This window comes from Vibrio aestuarianus (assembly GCF_028858425.1).
Lineage (GTDB): Bacteria > Pseudomonadota > Gammaproteobacteria > Enterobacterales > Vibrionaceae > Vibrio > Vibrio aestuarianus.
In genome coordinates this window covers 1078918-1098031 of the sequence record NZ_JAKNYQ010000001.1, presented here as the reverse complement: position 1 = coordinate 1098031, position 19114 = coordinate 1078918, and the positions used below count along the sequence as shown (strand labels likewise).

The 19114-nt window shown below is 42.2% G+C and carries 17 protein-coding genes and 2 tRNA genes; 11 read left to right on the top strand and 8 right to left on the bottom strand.

The annotated features are described in order from the left end of the window. Positions 1-44: 44 nt before the first annotated feature. Together flgM and MCT08_RS05180 are read left to right on the top strand one after the other, a co-directional pair. The gene (gene flgM / locus MCT08_RS05185) at positions 45-365 is read left to right on the top strand and encodes a flagellar biosynthesis anti-sigma factor FlgM (RefSeq protein ID WP_053310974.1); all 321 of its coding nucleotides are present in this window, start codon (positions 45-47) and stop codon (positions 363-365) included. Between the two features lie 32 nt (positions 366-397). Beyond that, positions 398-823, top strand: coding sequence for a flagella synthesis protein FlgN (locus MCT08_RS05180; protein ID WP_168521378.1), 426 nt, complete (start codon positions 398-400; stop codon positions 821-823). A gap of 68 nt (positions 824-891) precedes the next feature. On the opposite strand, the gene flgP is transcribed toward MCT08_RS05180, so the two are convergent. Further along, positions 892-1323 (bottom strand): flagellar assembly lipoprotein FlgP, encoded by a 432-nt coding sequence (flgP, locus tag MCT08_RS05175; protein ID WP_168521377.1) that lies wholly within the window; start codon positions 1321-1323, stop codon positions 892-894. Positions 1324-1332: 9 nt separating this feature from the next. Beyond that, positions 1333-1968, bottom strand: a complete 636-nt coding sequence (locus MCT08_RS05170) for a FlgO family outer membrane protein (protein WP_053310971.1) — start codon at positions 1966-1968, stop codon at positions 1333-1335. A 161-nt stretch (positions 1969-2129) separates the two neighbouring features. Here MCT08_RS05170 and MCT08_RS05165 point away from each other — a divergent pair, with 161 nt between their 5' ends. From MCT08_RS05165 to MCT08_RS05155, 3 genes are all read left to right on the top strand, one after another. Then, a complete protein-coding gene (locus MCT08_RS05165) occupies positions 2130-3263 on the top strand; it encodes a flagellar assembly protein FlgT (RefSeq protein ID WP_274678004.1) in 1134 nt (377 codons plus the stop codon). Between the two features lie 54 nt (positions 3264-3317). Then, positions 3318-3394: transfer RNA gene (locus MCT08_RS05160), tRNA-Arg, on the top strand. A 201-nt stretch (positions 3395-3595) separates the two neighbouring features. Beyond that, on the top strand, positions 3596-4102 hold the full coding sequence (locus MCT08_RS05155) for a Fe3+-citrate ABC transporter substrate-binding protein (RefSeq protein ID WP_053311008.1): 507 nt from the start codon (positions 3596-3598) through the stop codon (positions 4100-4102). Between the two features lie 222 nt (positions 4103-4324). On the opposite strand, the gene MCT08_RS05150 is transcribed toward MCT08_RS05155, so the two are convergent. From MCT08_RS05150 to MCT08_RS05135, 4 genes are all read right to left on the bottom strand, one after another. Next, a complete protein-coding gene (locus MCT08_RS05150; protein ID WP_274678003.1) occupies positions 4325-5302 on the bottom strand; it encodes an OmpA family protein in 978 nt (325 codons plus the stop codon). A gap of 242 nt (positions 5303-5544) precedes the next feature. Then, the gene (gene gltX / locus MCT08_RS05145; protein WP_274678002.1) at positions 5545-6972 is read right to left on the bottom strand and encodes a glutamate--tRNA ligase; all 1428 of its coding nucleotides are present in this window, start codon (positions 6970-6972) and stop codon (positions 5545-5547) included. 106 nt (positions 6973-7078) lie between these two features. Beyond that, positions 7079-7681: a YccT family protein gene (locus MCT08_RS05140; protein ID WP_274678001.1), complete on the bottom strand. Its 603-nt coding sequence runs from the start codon at positions 7679-7681 to the stop codon at positions 7079-7081. A 74-nt stretch (positions 7682-7755) separates the two neighbouring features. Beyond that, the gene (locus MCT08_RS05135; RefSeq protein WP_168521373.1) at positions 7756-8907 is read right to left on the bottom strand and encodes a porin; all 1152 of its coding nucleotides are present in this window, start codon (positions 8905-8907) and stop codon (positions 7756-7758) included. A 500-nt stretch (positions 8908-9407) separates the two neighbouring features. Between MCT08_RS05135 and MCT08_RS05130 the strand changes: the two genes are divergently transcribed. Further along, entirely contained in the window at positions 9408-12122 is a 2715-nt protein-coding gene (locus MCT08_RS05130; RefSeq protein WP_274678000.1) for a heavy metal translocating P-type ATPase, read from the top strand. A gap of 2 nt (positions 12123-12124) precedes the next feature. After that, positions 12125-12580 (top strand): DUF411 domain-containing protein, encoded by a 456-nt coding sequence (locus tag MCT08_RS05125; RefSeq protein WP_168521371.1) that lies wholly within the window; start codon positions 12125-12127, stop codon positions 12578-12580. A gap of 67 nt (positions 12581-12647) precedes the next feature. On the opposite strand, the gene MCT08_RS05120 is transcribed toward MCT08_RS05125, so the two are convergent. Continuing rightward, positions 12648-15299, bottom strand: coding sequence for a beta-N-acetylhexosaminidase (locus MCT08_RS05120; protein ID WP_274677999.1), 2652 nt, complete (start codon positions 15297-15299; stop codon positions 12648-12650). 438 nt (positions 15300-15737) lie between these two features. On the opposite strand from MCT08_RS05120, the gene MCT08_RS05115 reads away from it, so the two are divergent. Next, complete coding sequence (locus MCT08_RS05115) at positions 15738-16598, top strand: TraB/GumN family protein (RefSeq protein ID WP_274677998.1); 861 nt, start codon at positions 15738-15740, stop codon at positions 16596-16598. 171 nt (positions 16599-16769) lie between these two features. Here the strand turns inward: MCT08_RS05115 and MCT08_RS05110 are convergent. Beyond that, a tRNA-Pro gene (locus tag MCT08_RS05110) sits at positions 16770-16846 on the bottom strand. 254 nt (positions 16847-17100) lie between these two features. Between MCT08_RS05110 and MCT08_RS05105 the strand changes: the two genes are divergently transcribed. The 3 genes from MCT08_RS05105 (at position 17101) to rluF (ending at position 19075) form a co-directional block, all read left to right on the top strand. Beyond that, the gene (locus tag MCT08_RS05105; protein ID WP_010319399.1) at positions 17101-17241 is read left to right on the top strand and encodes a DUF3149 domain-containing protein; all 141 of its coding nucleotides are present in this window, start codon (positions 17101-17103) and stop codon (positions 17239-17241) included. Between the two features lie 145 nt (positions 17242-17386). Continuing rightward, entirely contained in the window at positions 17387-17965 is a 579-nt protein-coding gene (smrA, locus tag MCT08_RS05100; protein WP_053310961.1) for a DNA endonuclease SmrA, read from the top strand. Between the two features lie 93 nt (positions 17966-18058). After that, on the top strand, positions 18059-19075 hold the full coding sequence (rluF, locus tag MCT08_RS05095; protein WP_168521366.1) for a 23S rRNA pseudouridine(2604) synthase RluF: 1017 nt from the start codon (positions 18059-18061) through the stop codon (positions 19073-19075). Positions 19076-19114: the final 39 nt, after the last annotated feature.

Sequence of the window (19114 nt, the reverse complement as noted above, 5' to 3'; positions counted from 1 at the left end):
GATATTGACTGTACAGGTTTCCATTTCATTAATAAGGCTCACATATGGCAGGTATTGATAACATACGTTCGGGGCAGACATTAACGACGACAAGTCGTAACCCCGCTCGTTCCGAATCAAATTCGTCTTCATCATCATCCGATGCAGTTTCCCGTTCTTCGCAAAATCAAGACGCGGTGTCACTGAGTTCTCAGGGAAAAGCAATCGGTGAGATGCATAACAAAATGGTGTCGCAACCTAGTTTTGATAATGCAAAAGTAGCAGCGATCAAAGAAGCGATTGCAAATGGTTCATATAAGGTTGACCCTGAAAAACTTGCAGACAATATGATTAAATTTGAGAAAGAATTGGGTGGCTTCGAGTAATCCAAGTTTTTGACTAATTAAGGCAAAATATAATGGCTGTATTGAAAGACTTAGTCGATTTTCAATTGAAAAACGCACTTGAACTCTCTCAGTTACTTGAAAAAGAAAAAGTAGCCATTACTGGCCGTGCCGCCACAGAAATCGAAGCCATTGCTAAACAAAAGATGACCTTAATTGGACAACTGCAACTGACCGATCAGCGAATTGCTAAACATCCTCATATCGAGAGCCTGACTGAAGATGAAAACCTGTCACAACTCGTTGATCAAATTCGTTCGATTGTCCACGACTGCCAACAAGCAAACCTGGTTAACGGTGAAGCATTACAACGTGCTCAATTGAGCTTTAATAAGTTGAATAATTTGATGCAGCAAAGTCATGGCAAAATAGGCATGACATACAATGCTGGCGGTCAGACGCATACCGTATCAACATTAGGTACGAACATAAAAGCATAAATTTAATGCGTTAAAAAATAGAAAAGCGACAATATTTGCCGCTTTTTTGATCTGGAAAGAGTGTGAAATTAAAAGAGCGTCTGCTGACGTTTTTCAGGAACTTGTTGAACCTCTCCATAATCACGCAATTTATCCATTTTACGAATATCAAGACGTAATTCAGTAACGTAACTGTCGCCAACTTTATAGCTTCGTACCACTTCAGCACCACGAATCACACCATCAACCGCTCCAGATGTCAGCTCAGTGCCCAAACGTTGATTTTGTAAATCAGCTCGACCGCTAACTCGCATGCCGTAGACCTGCTCGGCCAACTCACGATACGCATCAATTTTAGAAGCACGCATCGCACGTACTTGCTTTTCCTCTTCACTGCGCCCTGTTTGCTCACTAATGCTGGCATAACCAACGGCAGTAAGCCAATCATCAGCTCTCATTGTTTGCAGTGGCTGACACCCGACCATAACCACTGCAACCAGAAGCAATAGCAACTTTTTCATTGTTATCTCCTATGGACGCAGAATGACCGTGTAAGGTTGCGTTATAGTTGGATCTGAACGAATTAACACACCATCTTGCGTTCGGATACTGTTCAGAGTATCCAAATCTCGTCCTATCCTATCTGCAGGCAAAAAGCCTTGCGCTGTAGCAACTACTACTCGCGATTGCATTCCAACCACACGAGCATTCACCAAAACCCCACCGTCTTGTCGCAGCATTGTCCCAGTCAAGATGTATTGTATCTCTTGCTCTTGTGCTAGGTCTTTCCAATCACGGCTAAAGGCGAAATCACCTTGTTGAGTCACTTGGATTGAACCTGTCGTTTTAAAATCTACGACTTTAAAACCACGACGCTGGAACTGATGGATAAAACCTTCAGACACCGAATTACCTAGCCAGTTAGTTGAATCCATACTTTGTAAATCCACAAATGATGTCACAGCAATGGGCGTACGCGCAGACACACTGGTGTTTGAAACCATAAGATCTTCGGTCATACTCTCAACAAAGAAATCCAACGTGTGACGTGGACTCTCCATTAACATAAACTGTGAACCACTGTATGGCTCTTTTCCGTTATAAATCGGGGCGTAAGCGCAGGCAGTTAGAAAAACTACGGGCACAATGGAAAGCCATTTTTTCATTCTCTTATCTCCAGATATACTGAGGCAACTTTCGCTCCAAACTTTATAAAATAAAAACTGGAACACTCTTTGCTTTTTAAAATTAGTCACTATTTCAAAATGCATTGCCTACATCAGCTAAGATTCTAAAAGCAAAATTTATACCTAACTGGTAAATAACAATGAAAAAAATTATTTCTGTTTTATTTTCAATACTATACATAACAAGCTTTACTCAAACGGCAAATGCCGCATGGTATGAAGTGACTGGCACATCAGCAATTGTCTCTTCTGAGGAAGTCGCTCGCCTGAATGCACTAGAAGACGCCATTTATAAGGCGGTAAACTTTGCCGGGGCCGACATTGGTAGTATTAGTAACCTAAGACCACTACTAGAATCCTCACGTAATGAATATCAATTTACTAACCACGAAGTGCGCTACGTATTGGTTGAAGAACATAAAACACGCAAAGGTGTCATGTATGTCAAAGCACGAATTGATATTTATCCCTCGGCAACGGGTTGCCACGTAAGTCAGTATAAAAAGACGTTCTTAGTGGGCAATATTGACCTTGCTTCCCCACAACAAGCCGTTATGGGGCAAATATATAATGTGGGCGATGACTTTGCTCAAGTCATTAAGCGTCAGTTGGATCAAGAGTCTCGTAGCTTTGTCTCCGTTGGCACCACTGACTATTCCATTGACAAACAACACTCAGAACGATTAACCATGATCGCAGAGGATACAGGGGCACAATATATTCTTGGCGGTGTCATTACCGATTTAACGGCAACGATTGATCAAAAACTGCTACTTGATGATGTGATTAACCGTCAGTTTGCCATACAGATACAGGTCTTTGATGGAAAAACGGGTCAAGAGGTTCTCACTCGTAATTATCGTGAAGTGGCCAAGTGGCCTTTTGCTAAAACGAGCCAAGTCGATACGAAAAGCGCACGCTTCTGGGCATCAACCTATGGCAACATGATGCTTCGTGTTAGTCGAAATATTATGTTGGATTTAGAATCTGAGCTTTCATGCAAAATTACCTTACCAGAAGTGGTCGCAAAGTTTGGTAATACCATTACCATTGATTTAGGAAGAGTACACGGCGTAAACACAGGGGATAAATTACAGTTGTGGCACACCGGCTCTTTCATCGACCAAAAAGGGTTACCTCGCAATAAAGTGACGCAAAGTGATATCACACTGACAGTCACAAGAGTGTATGAAAATGAAGCAGAGCTCAGCGTTGACCAACAAAACCTTGCCGCCAGTATCCAAATTGGCGATGTTATGCACAAACAGCTTTAATTTTTAAGTTAGGTGGTTAACTTTATGGAAATGTTGAGTAAACTACCCACCTCAGCTCCCGTAGCTCAGTAGGATAGAGCGGCCCCCTCCTAAGGGGCAGGCCACAGGTTCGACTCCTGTCGGGAGCGCCATATAAAATAAAGGCTAGCCAGTTAACCCAGCTAGCCTTTATTTCATCTCTTGCATCCCAAATACAGCTAACGGCTCTGCTATTCTTACTCAAAACTCACCCAACCTTGATTCAAGCGACTATTATTCATATATAGTGCGCACTACACGTTCCACTTCAAATAATCTAAAATAAATAATAATAGAACTATCGATATAAGATGATGAAAAAGAGTAACCTGATAACAAATACTGGTCACCGCTTTATCTCTAAGGCGAAAACAGCCTATAAAATTCACATCCACACTCCTGATGATACGGTGCTGCACCGCTCTGTCGGTTACATTCGCATTGGTGAAAAAAAGGGGTTGAAAAAGGCGATTAAGTTAAGAAATGAGTTAGGAATGGAAATGTGGGGCAAACATTGGCGCCGTTTGTTAAAAGATCCTTATCTGATGACTCGCCTTCCTCATAGTTTGGAGCCAAAGATTATCAATAAACCAAGGCCGACTCAGGAGAACCCTGATGCTCGAGATCCTTGCTATATCGCAGCTTGGCGCCACTATGATGATAAAGGTAATTGTGAGTTCCAGAGTGTCGTTTGTTCTATCAACAAACACGGCAAACTTGGCGCTTACACCAAAACCAAAAAAGCATTGCTGGAAGCCTACAAAGATTATCTTGATATTCTGGTTTACATGGGCCGATTAAACAGCATAGATTTGAAATGATACTAATCACGGCAAGTAATCAGAAATAGCATAGGAAAAATACTTGAAGACAAGGCGGGATTTTTTGATAAGTAGTTATTCTACAATCAAAAATTCTAACACCATTACCGAGTATTTTAACAAGCTAGGATGACCAGTGTTTACTACAATTGGCATGACTTAACATTCCGATAATAAAGCCCGCTTTGTCGCGGGCTTTAGCATTATTGATCACAAATAAAGTTAGTTTGTCACTTCGTATTCAAACTCAGGAATAACAATATCGACTCGGCGATTTAGCTTGCGCCCTTCCACTGTATCATTTGACGCAATTGGCTTACTCTCTCCTTCACCTTTCGCTGTGATACGACTTGCTTCAATGCCTTTAGCGATGACGGCATCAGCAACCGCTTGAGCGCGTTTTTCCGATAGCTTTTGGTTATAAGCCGCAGATCCTGTTGAGTCAGTATGACCTGTAATTTCAACGCGTGACTGAGGGTAAGTGTGCAAGTAAGTGACGAGCTTATCGAGAGTTTCTTCACTTTGTTGAGTTAATGTTGAGCTATCATGCTCAAAGCTACTGCCGTCCAAACTTTGGAATGGCACACTTTTAATTACGGTTGTCGTTTCAACAACCACAACAGGTTCCTCAACCACTTCTTCAATAATAACCTCTTCAACCATCATCGGTTCTGGCTCTGACTTACTACCACCAAATTTATAAGCTACCCCTAAAGTTGCAGAGTTTCCTTGTGCGCGTACCAGATCATTATTAATGTCTGTAATCGCTTGGTATTCCACACGGAATGTTAAATTATTATCGGTATTAAATTCGAAACCGGCAGCACCTAGGTATGAGTAATCATCTTCACTGCCGTAATCAACATAAGCGCCACCGACTTTGGCATAGAACTCGACCCCATAACCCAACGGAACACTAAATTTAGGTGCTAAAGTAATAACATTAACTTTATCATCATTAAGACCTGCACCACTGAACTCACCAAGATAATCATAACCTGCTTCTATAGAGAGCCAATCAAGTGCTTGGTAACCCAAGAACACACCAACGGTAGACGAATCATCATCACACGTATCCACTGAGCGGCAAGCATCATCCAGCCATGATTTACCGACCTTGCCTCCAAGATACACCTCAGCCATTGTGGCTGAAGATGCAAAAATAAGTGATGCCGAAATAACTGCTGCTAACTTTTTCATATAAATTCCTTCCAACTTTATAGTTATTATGATGAATTTACCTAAGAGAAAAAATTGTTTCGACCTCAGGTAAACTTTGTATCACAGCCATTACTATAGTCTATGAAAAGAAAGGATAAATAGTGAATTAGTTTATTCTTTGTCACCGTTTTGTAAAAACTCACCACCCAGTATTTCAAATAATTTAACATGTAAAAAAAACGCAGCGAAGGCTGCGTTTTTTTTACATGTTAAATGAGATATTACTGCATGTTGGCTTCACGTTGAGTAATAAAGTCGATAGCCATCTTGATACGAGCAACAACGCGCTCTTTACCAATAAGCTGCATAACAGCATCCACAGATGGTGATTGACCACCACCAGTAACGGCAACACGTAAAGGCATACCAATTTTACCCATACCGATCTCAAGCTCTTCACACACTTCAGCAATGACGTTATGTAAGTTTTCTGTTGTCCACTCAGTCAAAACTTCAATTTTATTCAAAGCTAATGTCAATGGCTCTTTTGCTACACCACGTAAGTGCTTTTTCGCGGCGTTTTCATCAAACTCAGAGAAATCTTCAAAGAAATAACGCGACTGCTCAGCAAGCTCAACCAATGTGTTGCAACGCTCGCCGACCAATTTAACGATCTCTGCCAATGCAGGGCCGTTATCTCGATTAATACCTTGATGCTCAAAATGCCACTCTAAGTGCTTGGCAACATATTGTGGATCAGAGGTTTTAATATAATGGTTATTTAACCACAATAGCTTGTCAGTATTGAATGCTGAAGCCGATTTACTGATCGCGTTTAAGCTAAAGAATTCAATCATCTCTTCACGGGAGAAAATCTCTTGATCGCCGTGAGACCAACCTAGGCGAACAAGGTAGTTATTCAATGCTTCAGGTAAGTAACCTTCATCACGATATTGCATTACTGACACCGCACCGTGGCGTTTTGAAAGTTTCGCACCATCGTCACCTAGAATCATCGCGCAGTGTGCAAACACTGGCACTGGTGCGCCTAGAGCTTCATAGATATTGATTTGACGAGGCGTGTTGTTGATATGATCTTCACCACGTACAACATGAGTAATACCCATATCCCAGTCATCAACAACCACACAGAAGTTGTAAGTTGGAGAACCGTCAGTACGACGGATGATTAAATCATCCATTTGGCTGTTGGAAATCTCAATACGACCACGAATTTGGTCATTGAAAACAACACTGCCTTCTTTCGGGTTACGGAAACGAATAACGCATGGGTCACCCTCTTTCGCCGCGTCATTGACCGCTTTGATTTTAGGGTGATCTGCATCGTAACGGGGCATCTCTTTATTCACTTCTTGCTCAGCGCGAATTTCATCTAGCAATTCTTTAGATGCGTAGCATTTGTATGCTTTATCTTCCGCCAGCAGCTTATCAACCATTTCGTTGTAACGATCAAAATGTTTAGTTTGGAAATATGGGCCCTCATCCCACTCCAAACCTAACCAAGTCATACCTTCAAGAATCGCATCTACTGCTTCTTGGGTAGAACGTTCTAGGTCCGTATCTTCAATACGTAAAACGAACTCACCACCTTGGTTTTTTGCATAAAGCCAAGAGTAAAGTGCAGTACGCGCACCACCTACGTGAAGATAGCCAGTTGGGCTAGGAGCAAAACGAGTTTTAACCGTCATTTGATTTCCTTAGGGATAAAAATACAGCGGAGAATAGTTCCGCTGCGAATACAAGGATAAAAAGTGACGACATTTTACCACTGACAAGTAAATCTACAATCCTCGATTACTTCAAGTTTCTCAATGCCCACTGCATAAATTCTTGTTGTTGCTCTTTTGAGAGGCTTGAAAACTCATTTTTCAGGTCGGTTGTTCCACTTGCAGTGCTTTTTGAACTATCAGTAATAACGGTTGCATTTTCATTTTTATGATTAAAATCAGCAACTTCTCGTTCGTAATTTCGAAATCCTTGTAGACCATTTTTATTCATTACCACTAATGAATATTCTTTCGTCTGCTTATCTTGATTGGTAAATGAAAACGTCGGTTTTTTTTCGAAAGATTTAGCATCTTCGATCGTTCTCAGGTTGGGATAATTTAGTGTTAGTAACTCATCACTACCTGTTGAAAACTCAATAATCATAGGTTGAGAATCAAATTTTCTTCGTTTTCCATCTTGAAAAACAATTTGCCCAATAGTGACCACCAACTGATTGGCACCATCTTTTAGTTCTAACTGTTGCGGCTGTATAAAATCATCTGCTTGTACCGCTTGACCATTTAACACTTGCGGTACAATTTCAGATTGAAGTTGAATAGAAGCGGCGAATGCTTGCAAAGAAAATAGGGTAGATAGCCCTGCAATAATAAATCGTTTTTTTAATAACATCTTCGGACCTCATTATTTTTATAAGCAGTAAAAGGGCGGAAACCGCCCTTTAGGATATTTAGCCTTGTGGCTGATTAAAAATAGTATTCAACACCCACAGAAAATTCTACGTAATCATCAGATTTCCAACGCTCAGTACCAGTCACTTTTCCGTCAGCATCTTTATCTTGATAACCATTGGCATAAGACGCTTTATCACCAAAATCGAGTGTACGCGCGCGCACATACAGCACTGCTGATGGGTCGACAAAATACATCACTTGAGCAGAAAGAACATCGTCATTTGTATTGTCTAGCGTTTTACCATTGCGCTCTAACTCAAAGTTTGCTGCGTAACCGAGTTTATATTGCCAGTCACCCGTGGTGTACATCAAACCTGCTGACATTGCATTTTGCTTTTCATCATCACCAGCAGTGGATTTAGCATCCATCATTTTGTATTGAGCAAAGAAAGAGATGCCATTGTCAAACCAACCTTGTAAACCGACTAGGTAAGTATTGTTATCCCATTTAGTACCTTCAGTGGCAATATCACGGTTTCCTTCGTAGGCAGCATCAATTTGTACAGGGCCAATTTTATAATGAGCTGCGAGACCTGCCCAATAGTCATCACCTTCACCTAAACCAGCCTTATCACCCGCTCCCGCAGCAACATCTAACGAGAAAGCATTGCCATACATTGGGGAGTCCCAGCGAACAGTATTTGATTGGCGATCTTGATATTTCGCACCACCAATAGAACCACCCCAGTCGTACACATCACCTAAACCTGGGTTCGATGCTGGCCAGTCAACAAGTTCATATAATGGCGTCAACACACGACCGACACGAATTTGCCCCATATTTTCGCTTTCAAAACCTACGAAGGTATCACGCTCTCCCAGACCTGCACCTTCACCACCAAAACTAGGGTCTACATACCCCCCTTCAATTTGCCAAAGGAAAGTTGGACCAAAATTTGCAAATTGTTTTTTACCACGGAAACCAATGCGTGATTCATTATTGAACTGCATGCCACCCAAATTATCATCTTTAACACTATCACCGCTGTCATAATCACGATACGCGGCCTGCATCGCGATAATGCCGTAAACTTCATAGGCAAATGAATCTTTGGTTAAGTATTTTTCAGCAGCGTCGCCATTTGCTCCTTCAGCAAAAGCCGCACCACTCATCATTAAACTAGAAACCACTGCACCTAATAACGTTTTTTTGAAATGAGACATCAGATAAACCCCTATATATTATTTTTAAGTTTTTTATCCCCATTCAAATTCATACAGGACAGGCATATGAATCATCTGGAGAACCATTTATGGACGGGGCCAATATGACAAACTTTTTTTTCTCCAAAAAATAGGGCAAACATTTCTCTGACAAACTTCAAAATAACCAAAAGCAAATAAATATAAAACGATTAAAAACAACTAGTTACAACGACAATAAAAACAAAAAAACGTTAAAATTAAGTTTTTATAAGATGTAGTAATAGTGATTTATGTTTTTAAGGACAGTTTTGTGAGTCAATTAACATCGTATTGATCAAAATTTACGGAACTTTATTTACACCTATAAATATCTTTGAAGTCAGTCGCAACAAACTCGCAGTCATATTGAATAAAAAAGTCACAATTTGACGATTTTGTCGGGATAACGTTAGTGCTTGACCTTCCCCTTAAAGGAAGGTTTATTCTATTCGGTAATAGAATGACTCGGGGAGCTATCAATGAAACATTTCAGCATACCGCTAGCCGGTCTTAAATGTATGGGCTGCGCTAAAAAAATAGAACGTCAGTTAAAGCAGCAAGCCAATGTAGATATCCACCAGCTTACCACCACATTGATTGAATTGACGACGTCAGCATCGTTAGATGAACTTATTGATGAAATCGAGTCATTAGGCTATCAAGCCGGTAATCATCTTGAATTTGAATTACAAGGTTTGAATTGCGGTGGCTGTGTGAACAAACTTACTTCACTGCTTAAAGCATCCGATCAAATCACTCGCCTGTTGGTCACTAAAACACAATTGTCTTTAGTGACGACCCTATCTGCTGCCAGTATCCAACAACAAGTAGCATCTCTCGGTTATCAAGCGCTTATAGAAGAAAATCGTGAAGCTGAACAACAAAGCGCACCAACAGCAGTTGATAACACCAATCTACCTAAACAACCTGATATGTTGGAAGACTTTTCAACAGTAAGCATTCACTTACTGATCCAAGGCATGACCTGTGCTAGCTGCGTCTCTTCCGTAGAGAAAGCCTTATTAGCCGTAAAAGGTGTCAAACGAGCTCAAATAAATTTAGCCGAACAAAGCGCATTGGTTGCCGCCTCTTCGCAAAACGAAGCCTTGGTGCAGCAGTTACTTAACAATGTAAAAAAAGCCGGATACCGCGCAGAAACAATGGATGACCCGGCATTACAACAGCAAAAGCAGCAACAACAATTACAAGAAACACTGAAGCACCACCAACGCAGTGCTTGGCTTGGCTTGATGCTCGGTATTCCGCTCATGGGCTGGGGTGTTGCTGGCGGTAACATGATGATCCTATCGACACTTGATCAATGGTTATGGGGAGTGATTGGTTTACTCTGCTTGGGGTTGTTGGCAACCGCAGGTCGCCAATTTTTCAGCAATGCTTGGCTGGCCCTAACTCATCGCCGAGCCACAATGGATACCTTAGTTGCACTAGGTACTGGCGCTGCGTGGATTTATTCGATGCTGGTCATTATCGTCCCCAACTGGTTTCCGCTTGCTTCTCGCCATGTGTACTTTGAAGCCAGTGCGATGATCATTGGTTTGATTTCTCTCGGACACTATATTGAAGCCAGAGCCAAAGCCAAAACCACCCAATCTTTGCAAGCACTGATCAACCTTCAACCTCAACAGGCGACATTAATAACAGAGCAAGGGGATAAAACCATCGACGTTGGCACTATTCAGTTAGGCATGAAATTACGTATCAAGCCTGGAGAAAAGGCTCCTATTGATGGCAAAGTGCTCGCAGGAGAGTCCTACCTTGATGAATCAATGCTCACCGGAGAGCCAATTCCAGTACTAAAAACCAAAGGGGACGGTATATCCGCTGGCACTATCAATAATGACGGCAGTTTAATCATTGAAGCGACAGGCATTGGTGCACAAACCATGCTGGCGCGAATTATCCAAATGGTCCGCCAGGCACAAAGCAGTAAACCGGCTATCGCTAAAATGGCAGACCAAATTTCAGCCGTATTTGTCCCCATCGTGGTGTTAATCGCCCTATTTTCAGCCTTTACCTGGTATCTGTTTGGCCCTGACCCCAAGGCAAGTTATATGCTGGTTGTAGCAACCACGGTGTTAATTATCGCTTGTCCTTGCGCTTTGGGGTTAGCAACACCTCTGTCGGTTACAGTGGGAGTCGGCAAAGCCGCTGAAATGGGCATATTAATTCGCGATGCCGATGTCTTGCAGTCAGCCAGTAAAATAACCACCGTTGTCTTTGACAAAACCGGTACCCTAACTCAAGGCAAACCAAGCGTTCAAAGTGTGGATACTTTTGAAATCGACAAGCAACGCTTACTCTCTATCGCCTATTCTATTGAACAACATTCCGATCACCCGTTGGCGAAAGCGGTTTGCCAGTTCGCACAGCAACACGCGATTCAACCACTGTCAATTGAACAATTTGCCAACTTAAGAGGCAAAGGGTTAAGTGCAAATGTTCAAGGAGAGCGCATTACCATCGCCTCCATTGCTCATATCCAGTCGCTGGGTATTTCACTCGCCCCCGTTGACGAAACGATTAAACGCTATGCTGCAAAAGCATGGACTCCGATGGTCATTACCATTAATGATCAAATCAAAGGAATGATCGCCATTGCAGACCCGATAAAAGAAGAGGCGGCTCAAGCTATCTCCGCTTTGACGAAACTAGGCATTCACACTGTCATGCTTACCGGTGATACTCAAAGTGTAGCTAATGCCATCGCAAAACAATTAGGGATAAAACAAGTGATCGCTCAGGTGCTGCCCGCACAAAAAGCACAACATATCAATAAGCTACAAAAACAAGGTCAAGTGGTAGCGATGGTCGGTGATGGTATTAACGATGCGCCAGCACTTGCCAAAGCCGACATAGGTATAGCAATGGGCAGCGGCAGTGATGTTGCGATTGAGAGCGCGCAAATGACACTGTTGAACTCTTCACCACTGGCTGTGGTTAATGCTATCGCTCTATCCAAAGCCACCATTAAAAATATGAAGCAGAATCTATTGGGAGCCTTTGTCTATAACTCGCTAGGCATCCCGATTGCAGCGGGCATTCTCTACCCTGCTTTTGGCTTTTTACTCAGCCCAGTGGTTGCAGGCGCGGCCATGGCACTTTCTTCAATTACGGTAGTCAGTAATGCCAATCGCTTACGACTATTTCAAACGCCCTTTATTTCACAGAGGTGATTATGAAACTAAAAACACTATCCATGACGATGCTAACACTCGCGATGGCAAGCTTATCGGCTCAAGCTATCGCATCAGCAACTGTCACCAATTATAAGTCACCTTACTGTGGTTGTTGCGGTGATTGGAGTAAACATATGGAACAGCAAGGCTTTACCGTCAAGGAAGAGCTACATGAAAATATGAATCCCATCAAACAAAAGTTTGGCATTACACAAGAGCTAGCCTCTTGCCACACCGCCGTTATTGATGGCTATGTTTTTGAAGGCCATGTCCCAGCCGATGATATTAAAGCGTTTCTTGCTAACCCGCCCCAAAATGCTAAAGGTTTAGCCGTTCCTGGAATGCCGATCGGCTCTCCAGGTATGGAGTATGGTAATAAAAAAGATGCTTACTCGGTTTACGCGTTCAACGAACAAGGGCAAGCGTTTGAGTTTTCCCACCACGCTGGCAACTAGCCCTATATCTTAGAGCTATCAACGAAAAAGCCTCCGGAGATCGGAGGCTTTCATTTAAACGGGGCCGCTATTTGATGCTGGTGACTCGGCTAGCACGCTCACCGTTAGTAGATACCGAACGAATCCACACCTCACCGTTAACTTTAGGTTTTGCTGAATCATCGTAATCTAACCAGCTTTCACCATCAACAGAGTATTGTAATTCGACTCCTGGGAATTGAACATTCATTGCCAACTGACCCGCTTCAATTTTAGCACCAGGGACTGGAAGGCGGTATTCAATGCCCGCTTTATCTAACTTAGCTAACTCGCGTTGACCAATAATATTGGCAAAACGAACCCAATCTTGGTTAAGTTGCGTTTTATTCACTAAATTAGTCTGCTGTGAGTACTCAACGCCAACTTTGTAGTCATTTTCCCACTCAGCCTTATGCCATGCACGTTCAGCAGCGGCAAGTACACGCGGGAAGACCATGTATTCATACTGTTCGTCATTACGTACTGTTTCAGACCACAATTGTGCCGACAAACCATAGAAAGGTTTCGCTTCAACTTCACCTTTACCACTAAAACCGTTGCCATCACGGTCTAAAGACGTTTCCGCATTTTGTGGCATGTTTTCCGGTGCAAAACCAAACATCTTACGCGTATCCGTGGCGCGTGTTGCCCAGTAATAACCTCGCTCTTTAGGGTCGGCTTCGTATGGCATATCCATATAGACATAGTCTGGGTTAGAAACAATGACGTCATAACCTTTCGCTGACCAATCGTATACTGATGAAGTGCCACCCCAGTACAGAACGTCCCAGAAGTTTACTCGTTGACCTTCTGTGGCAAACGCATCCGGACCTTCACTATATTTCAGACCATCTTGCCATGCTTGGAAATTAGGGATGCCTTTTTCAGCCACAATCTTAGATACCTGCTCTGCAAAATGACTTGGCAGATGACCGAAGTCGCTCACAGTACCATCAGCGATCAAAGACTGACACTGTGGAGACTGTTGGAATGGTTTATCTTGCTTAGATAAGTCAATGTTACCTTTCCATGCCACTTTGTCTTCTGCATTAATATCTTGTAAGCCAGCGCCTAGCTTAATATTCTTCGCTTCATCACCACCAAAGTGCCATGTAGTGAGTGGAGCGCCTGCTTCTTGGTGCATTGCCGCTACTTCAGAGATTACCTTATCAACAAAGCGAGTTGATGAGTCCATACATGGATTGATAAAACTTTGCTTATCGTAGAACTGAACCGTTGTTACATTGGAGGTATCTTGTGGATCCATCAAGCGATATTCGTTTGCCGCCTCCACATTACCTTGCTCCATTAGGCGCTCAAAGCGTGCTTCCATCGACACTACCGCCGAACGAGCGTGCGCTGGCATATCAATTTCAGGAATCACTTCAATATTGCGAGCCTTCGCATATTTCAAAATATCAATGTAATCGGCCTTGCTAAAGTAACCAGAACCAAAGTTATCCGAGGTTGGCCCCGAGCCAAGTTGAGGAAGTAAACAGCTTTTCTCTTGTAGGTCAAAACAACGATTCGAACCAATATCGGTCAGCTCTGGTAACCCAGGAATTTCTAAACGCCAACCTTCATCATCAGTCAAGTGTAGGTGTAGCTTATTCATTTTGTACGCAGCCATTTGCTCCAAGGTGGCTAAAATAGCTTGCTTAGAATGGAAGTTACGAGCGACATCAACCATTACGCCACGGTACTCGAACCGTGGAGCATCTTGAATGCTTATCACCGGCAAAGACTTTTCATTTTGGCTATCAATCAAGCCAAAGATCGATTGAACGGCATAGAAAGCACCAGCTTGGTCAAAAGCCTCAATGCCGATACCATCCTTTTGAATATCTAAAGAATACGCACCCGATTTAGCCATATCCCCAGAAAATGCTGCCGCATCAACTTTAACGCTAACTGGAAATTCCCCATTTAGACTTACACCGAGTAAATCCGCTCGAGAAACTAATGCTGCGTATTGTGCAGAGTCAAAGCCTTCTTCGACAACCCTCAAACCTTGGCTTAAATCAACCGAGCCTTGTCCCACAACGGTATGCAGGGGTGTCGGAATAAGCGTAGTGGACACATCTTTGCTATGAACATCATTATTTTTTTCAAAGCGAGTGATTGCCGTTGCAAAAACATTGTTATCACCAGCAGTTCGCTTAATATTGTTTCCTTCTAAACCTTGCACAAACGAAGCGGTATCTTCAGTATTGAGCGAGGCAATTAACTTAGGCTCAGCATTAGGGCCACTTACAAAAGCGCCAGGCATAAAGTCAGTTTCGAACAACTGCCAATATTCACTAATTAAAGGAAGTTCCACTTCCTCTCCAGCGGCAAACCCATCAAATTTGTCTGTCGGTTCAAGTTTATGTAAATCACCCGTTAAACGAGTAATTTTAAACTGCTCATTTTCGACATCCAGAATAAGGCGGATACTATGGAAATAGATAGCCCAATCTTTTGAATCTACAGCCTCACCATGATTAGTCAGTGTCATATTCACCTTATTACAAGATGCCCATTCCGCACCAAGATCTTGGCAGGCTAGACCTTCATCAGCACCATGGTTGGTTAACACGGTATATTTAATATCGATGTTATTGGCTAATGAATCGATGACTTGTTGCTCTGAAGATTGATACACTGAACACCCAGATAGGGTGGCAAGGACTGAAACGGCGATCAAATTACGTTTAATCATATGACTAACCTTACACTTAATAGACTGGAATAAAGTCCAAATGAGGGACTTAAAAAAACGTCAGCCAATGGCTGCTCTACACAATGTCAACAACATACTAGTAGTTATTTCTAAGCGTAAAATAATTAACTATATCCGGTGATCCGCTTCAAATTTTATAATTTTCAAAGAAATATAAAATCAAATAAATCAATGCATTAATAAACACGTTAAAATTACAAGTTAATTTTTGACGTGTTTTTTATGTATAAAGTGACTGAAATAGAGCTTTATATGACCAATGTCTCGTGATCCTGTTCACAACCACATTCTGCTACCTATTTTATAAAAATGGATAATAGACTAGAAATGTGATCGAAAGCTCAACTCTTAGCGCAGTAAAAACCGTTAAAATACTTTAAAGTAACGTTTTTGACGCAACCTTCGTGACGAATAACTGTGAAATATTTTCTGTTAGTTTTCTCTTTGCTTTTTTCAATAGTAATCAATGCCGAACCACTCTACTGGCAAGCTAAGAAAGGAAATCAAACCCTATTAATTGTTGGATCGATCCATGTAGGGGATGAATCGATGTATCCACTTCCTCAAGCAGTAACACAGTTTTTTGAAAGTAGTGATGGGCTAGTTGTAGAAACTGACGTGAGAAAAATCGAAGGCATTACCTATCCTCCCACGCAACATTTATCTAAAGATGTGCTCAATACACAGCAACTGTCGCAATTAGTTACGGTTGCTAAACAGTTAGGACTAAACGCCGAAAACCTCAAAGACTCTCCGCCTTGGGTAACCGCTTTACAATTACAGCAAGCACAATGGTCCCTATTAGGTTATGTACCGGATGATGGTGTCGATATGCGTCTGATGTACAAAGCAACGATCAATAACAAGCCTATTTTCAGCCTAGAAGAACTGCAATTTCAGATAGACTTACTGACCAATCAACCAGAAGATGGTAAAGAGTTGTTAACCTCAATATTGGATGAGTGGGACAATAATGAGCAAGTTCTACACTGTTTAATTGAAAGTTGGACTGCAGGTGATCAACACAAACTCATTCAGTTTGCAGAATTAGAACAGATGTCAGAGGAGATGGTGGAAGCGTTCATTACTCAAAGAAATAACGCATGGGCAAATAAGCTCAGCTCCGATTATTTTTTACCGAATAAAGATGGTAACTATTTAGTTGTCGTTGGTACTCTGCATTTAGTCGGCAAGCACAACTTAATTGATTTACTCACAGCAAAGGGGTTCGCCGTTCAACAGCTTTCAACAAGCCAAACCGCCAGCTGTGATTTCTGAGTACACCATTGCTACACCCCAGATATGACAAAGCCCCGCATTACTGCGAGGCTTTTAATGTGGTCGGTGAAGAGCCCGAGTTTGAAAGAGCCGAACCCCCGCCCCTTTCGAGTACACTATTCCTACACCCCAGATATGACAAAGCCCCGCATTGCTGCGAGGCTTTTAATGTGGTCGGTGAAGAGGGATTCGAACCCCCGACCCTCTGGTCCCAAACCAGATGCGCTACCAAGCTGCGCTATTCACCGAGATTGTTCTAAAATTTATGTCCTAGAACGGATGCGTATATTACGGATCTCGCTCACAGACGCAAGCCATTTAATGATTTTTCTATTAAAAAAGAACCATTCGCTCAAAACATCGCCAGCACAATCAAGGAATGTGATCGATTACACACAATAATCAACAATCTTTTAACCTATGCAACACAATTGATCCAGATCAGTGTCACCACAATCATGAGCCTTTAACTTGGGCTTGTCTTCGAAACTTTGGAGGAAACATGGACTTTTGGCTTGATCTCCTATTTGGTAATGCAGTGGGGCTATCTTCAATGATAGTAATCTTTGGCGCTTTTGGTCTAATGCTATTTTACGGCGGTTTCTTCATTTACAAGGTGATGAACGACAAATCTCCTCACTAGATCGCTTAGCCGCTATTGAAAAATAGAATGACGCTATGCACCGGAGCCGATTGCTTGTCTGCTCCGGTTTTTTATTTTCTGCTTGATCTGATTCGAGGATCACTGGGTATAATTGCCTATTCCTCTATCGATTCGAGAAGCACCCATGTCTCAGAATGATTTCGATTTATTCCAACAAATGATGGGCGACGTAAAGCCAATTACTCACGATACCGCCGAACTCAAAAAATCACATACTGTCACTGATTCTCAGCTAGCTAAAAGAGAATCGGCCATGACGATAAGTGAAGGCGATCCTGACTATCTTTCGATCGATAATGCTCCAATGCTCAAACCTAATGACATTATCGAATACAAGCGTGACGGTGTTCAAGAAGGGGTTTATCGAAAACTGCGTTTAGGAAAATACCCTATTCAAGCTCGCTTAGACCTTCATCGCAAAACACTAAAAGAAGCGCGAGATGAAGTGGTTAGCTTTCTAAAACAATGCATGGACTGGGATATTCGAACTGTCACCATCGTGCATGGTCGTGGGGAGAAGTCAAACCCACCAGCACTAATGAAAAGCTTCGTTGCCAACTGGTTGATGCAAATAAAAGATGTGCAATGTGTGCATAGTGCTCAAGCTTTTCATGGTGGTTCAGGAGCGGTTTATGTGATGTTGCGTAAGAGCTCCGAAAAGAAAATAGAAAACCGAGAGCGTCATCAAAAACGACTTGGTTAATTAACGATAACTGCTAAAATAAACGCCATCCAAAGCAACACTTCAGTGTTGCTTTCTTTTTTAACCGCCGTTGGGAAACGTTAGGAGAACAACATGTCGCAACAAACTGAAAAACGCCTAAATAAATTCATCAGTGAAACTGGCTACTGCTCACGCCGTGAAGCCGATAAATTGATTGAACAAGGTCGGGTAACGATCAATGGTAAACTGCCGGAGATGGGCACCAAAGTGCAGCCAGATGATGACGTTTGCATTGATGACAAGCCACTAAAATCCAAAGAAAAACCTATCTATATCGCATTAAATAAACCGACTGGCATTACTTGTACGACTGAACGTGATATTCCGGGAAACATTGTTGACTTCATCGGTCACCGCCAACGTATTTTTCCTATCGGCCGCCTCGACAAACCTTCTGATGGCTTAATTTTTCTCACCAATGACGGTGATATCGTGAATAAGATTCTACGCGCAGGAAATAACCACGAAAAAGAGTATGTGGTACGTGTAGACAAGCCGATCACCAATGAGTTTCTAAAGAAAATGGCTTCCGGTGTTGAAATTCTTGATACCGTTACTTTGCCCTGTAAAGTGACGCAAGAAACTAAGTTCTCATTTCGTATCGTGTTAACTCAAGGTTTGAACCGTCAAATTCGTCGTATGTGTGAAGCACTAGGTTATGAAGTGTTTAAACTGCGCCGTGTTAGAATTATGAACATCAGTTTAGATGGTATTCCAAATGGCAAATGGCGTTACCTGTCTGATAATGAAGTGGCTGAAATTCTGGCGATGTGTGAAGGTTCAAGTGGCACTGAAGACGCATCAAAATTAGACGCGCAAGGAAAACGCATTCGCAGAGCAACCGATGCTAAGCTGTACGATAGCCGCGAAGAGAATCAAACCTCAACAGCGCGTCGTAACCAAAAAACGCGAACCTTTAAAGGTCATAATGCTGATGAATATCGCCATGCGCCAAATTCTAAAAAAGGCAAAGGCTCTCGCACTACATCGGCTAGCAATAAGTCATGGAATAATGATGCAAGACAAGGCAGTAACAATGATAAAGCACCCGCTAAACGTACAACGGGTACGCTCGGTCTTAAAAAGTAATCATTAATTTTTAGAATTAAGTAAAACAAAGGGGAGCAT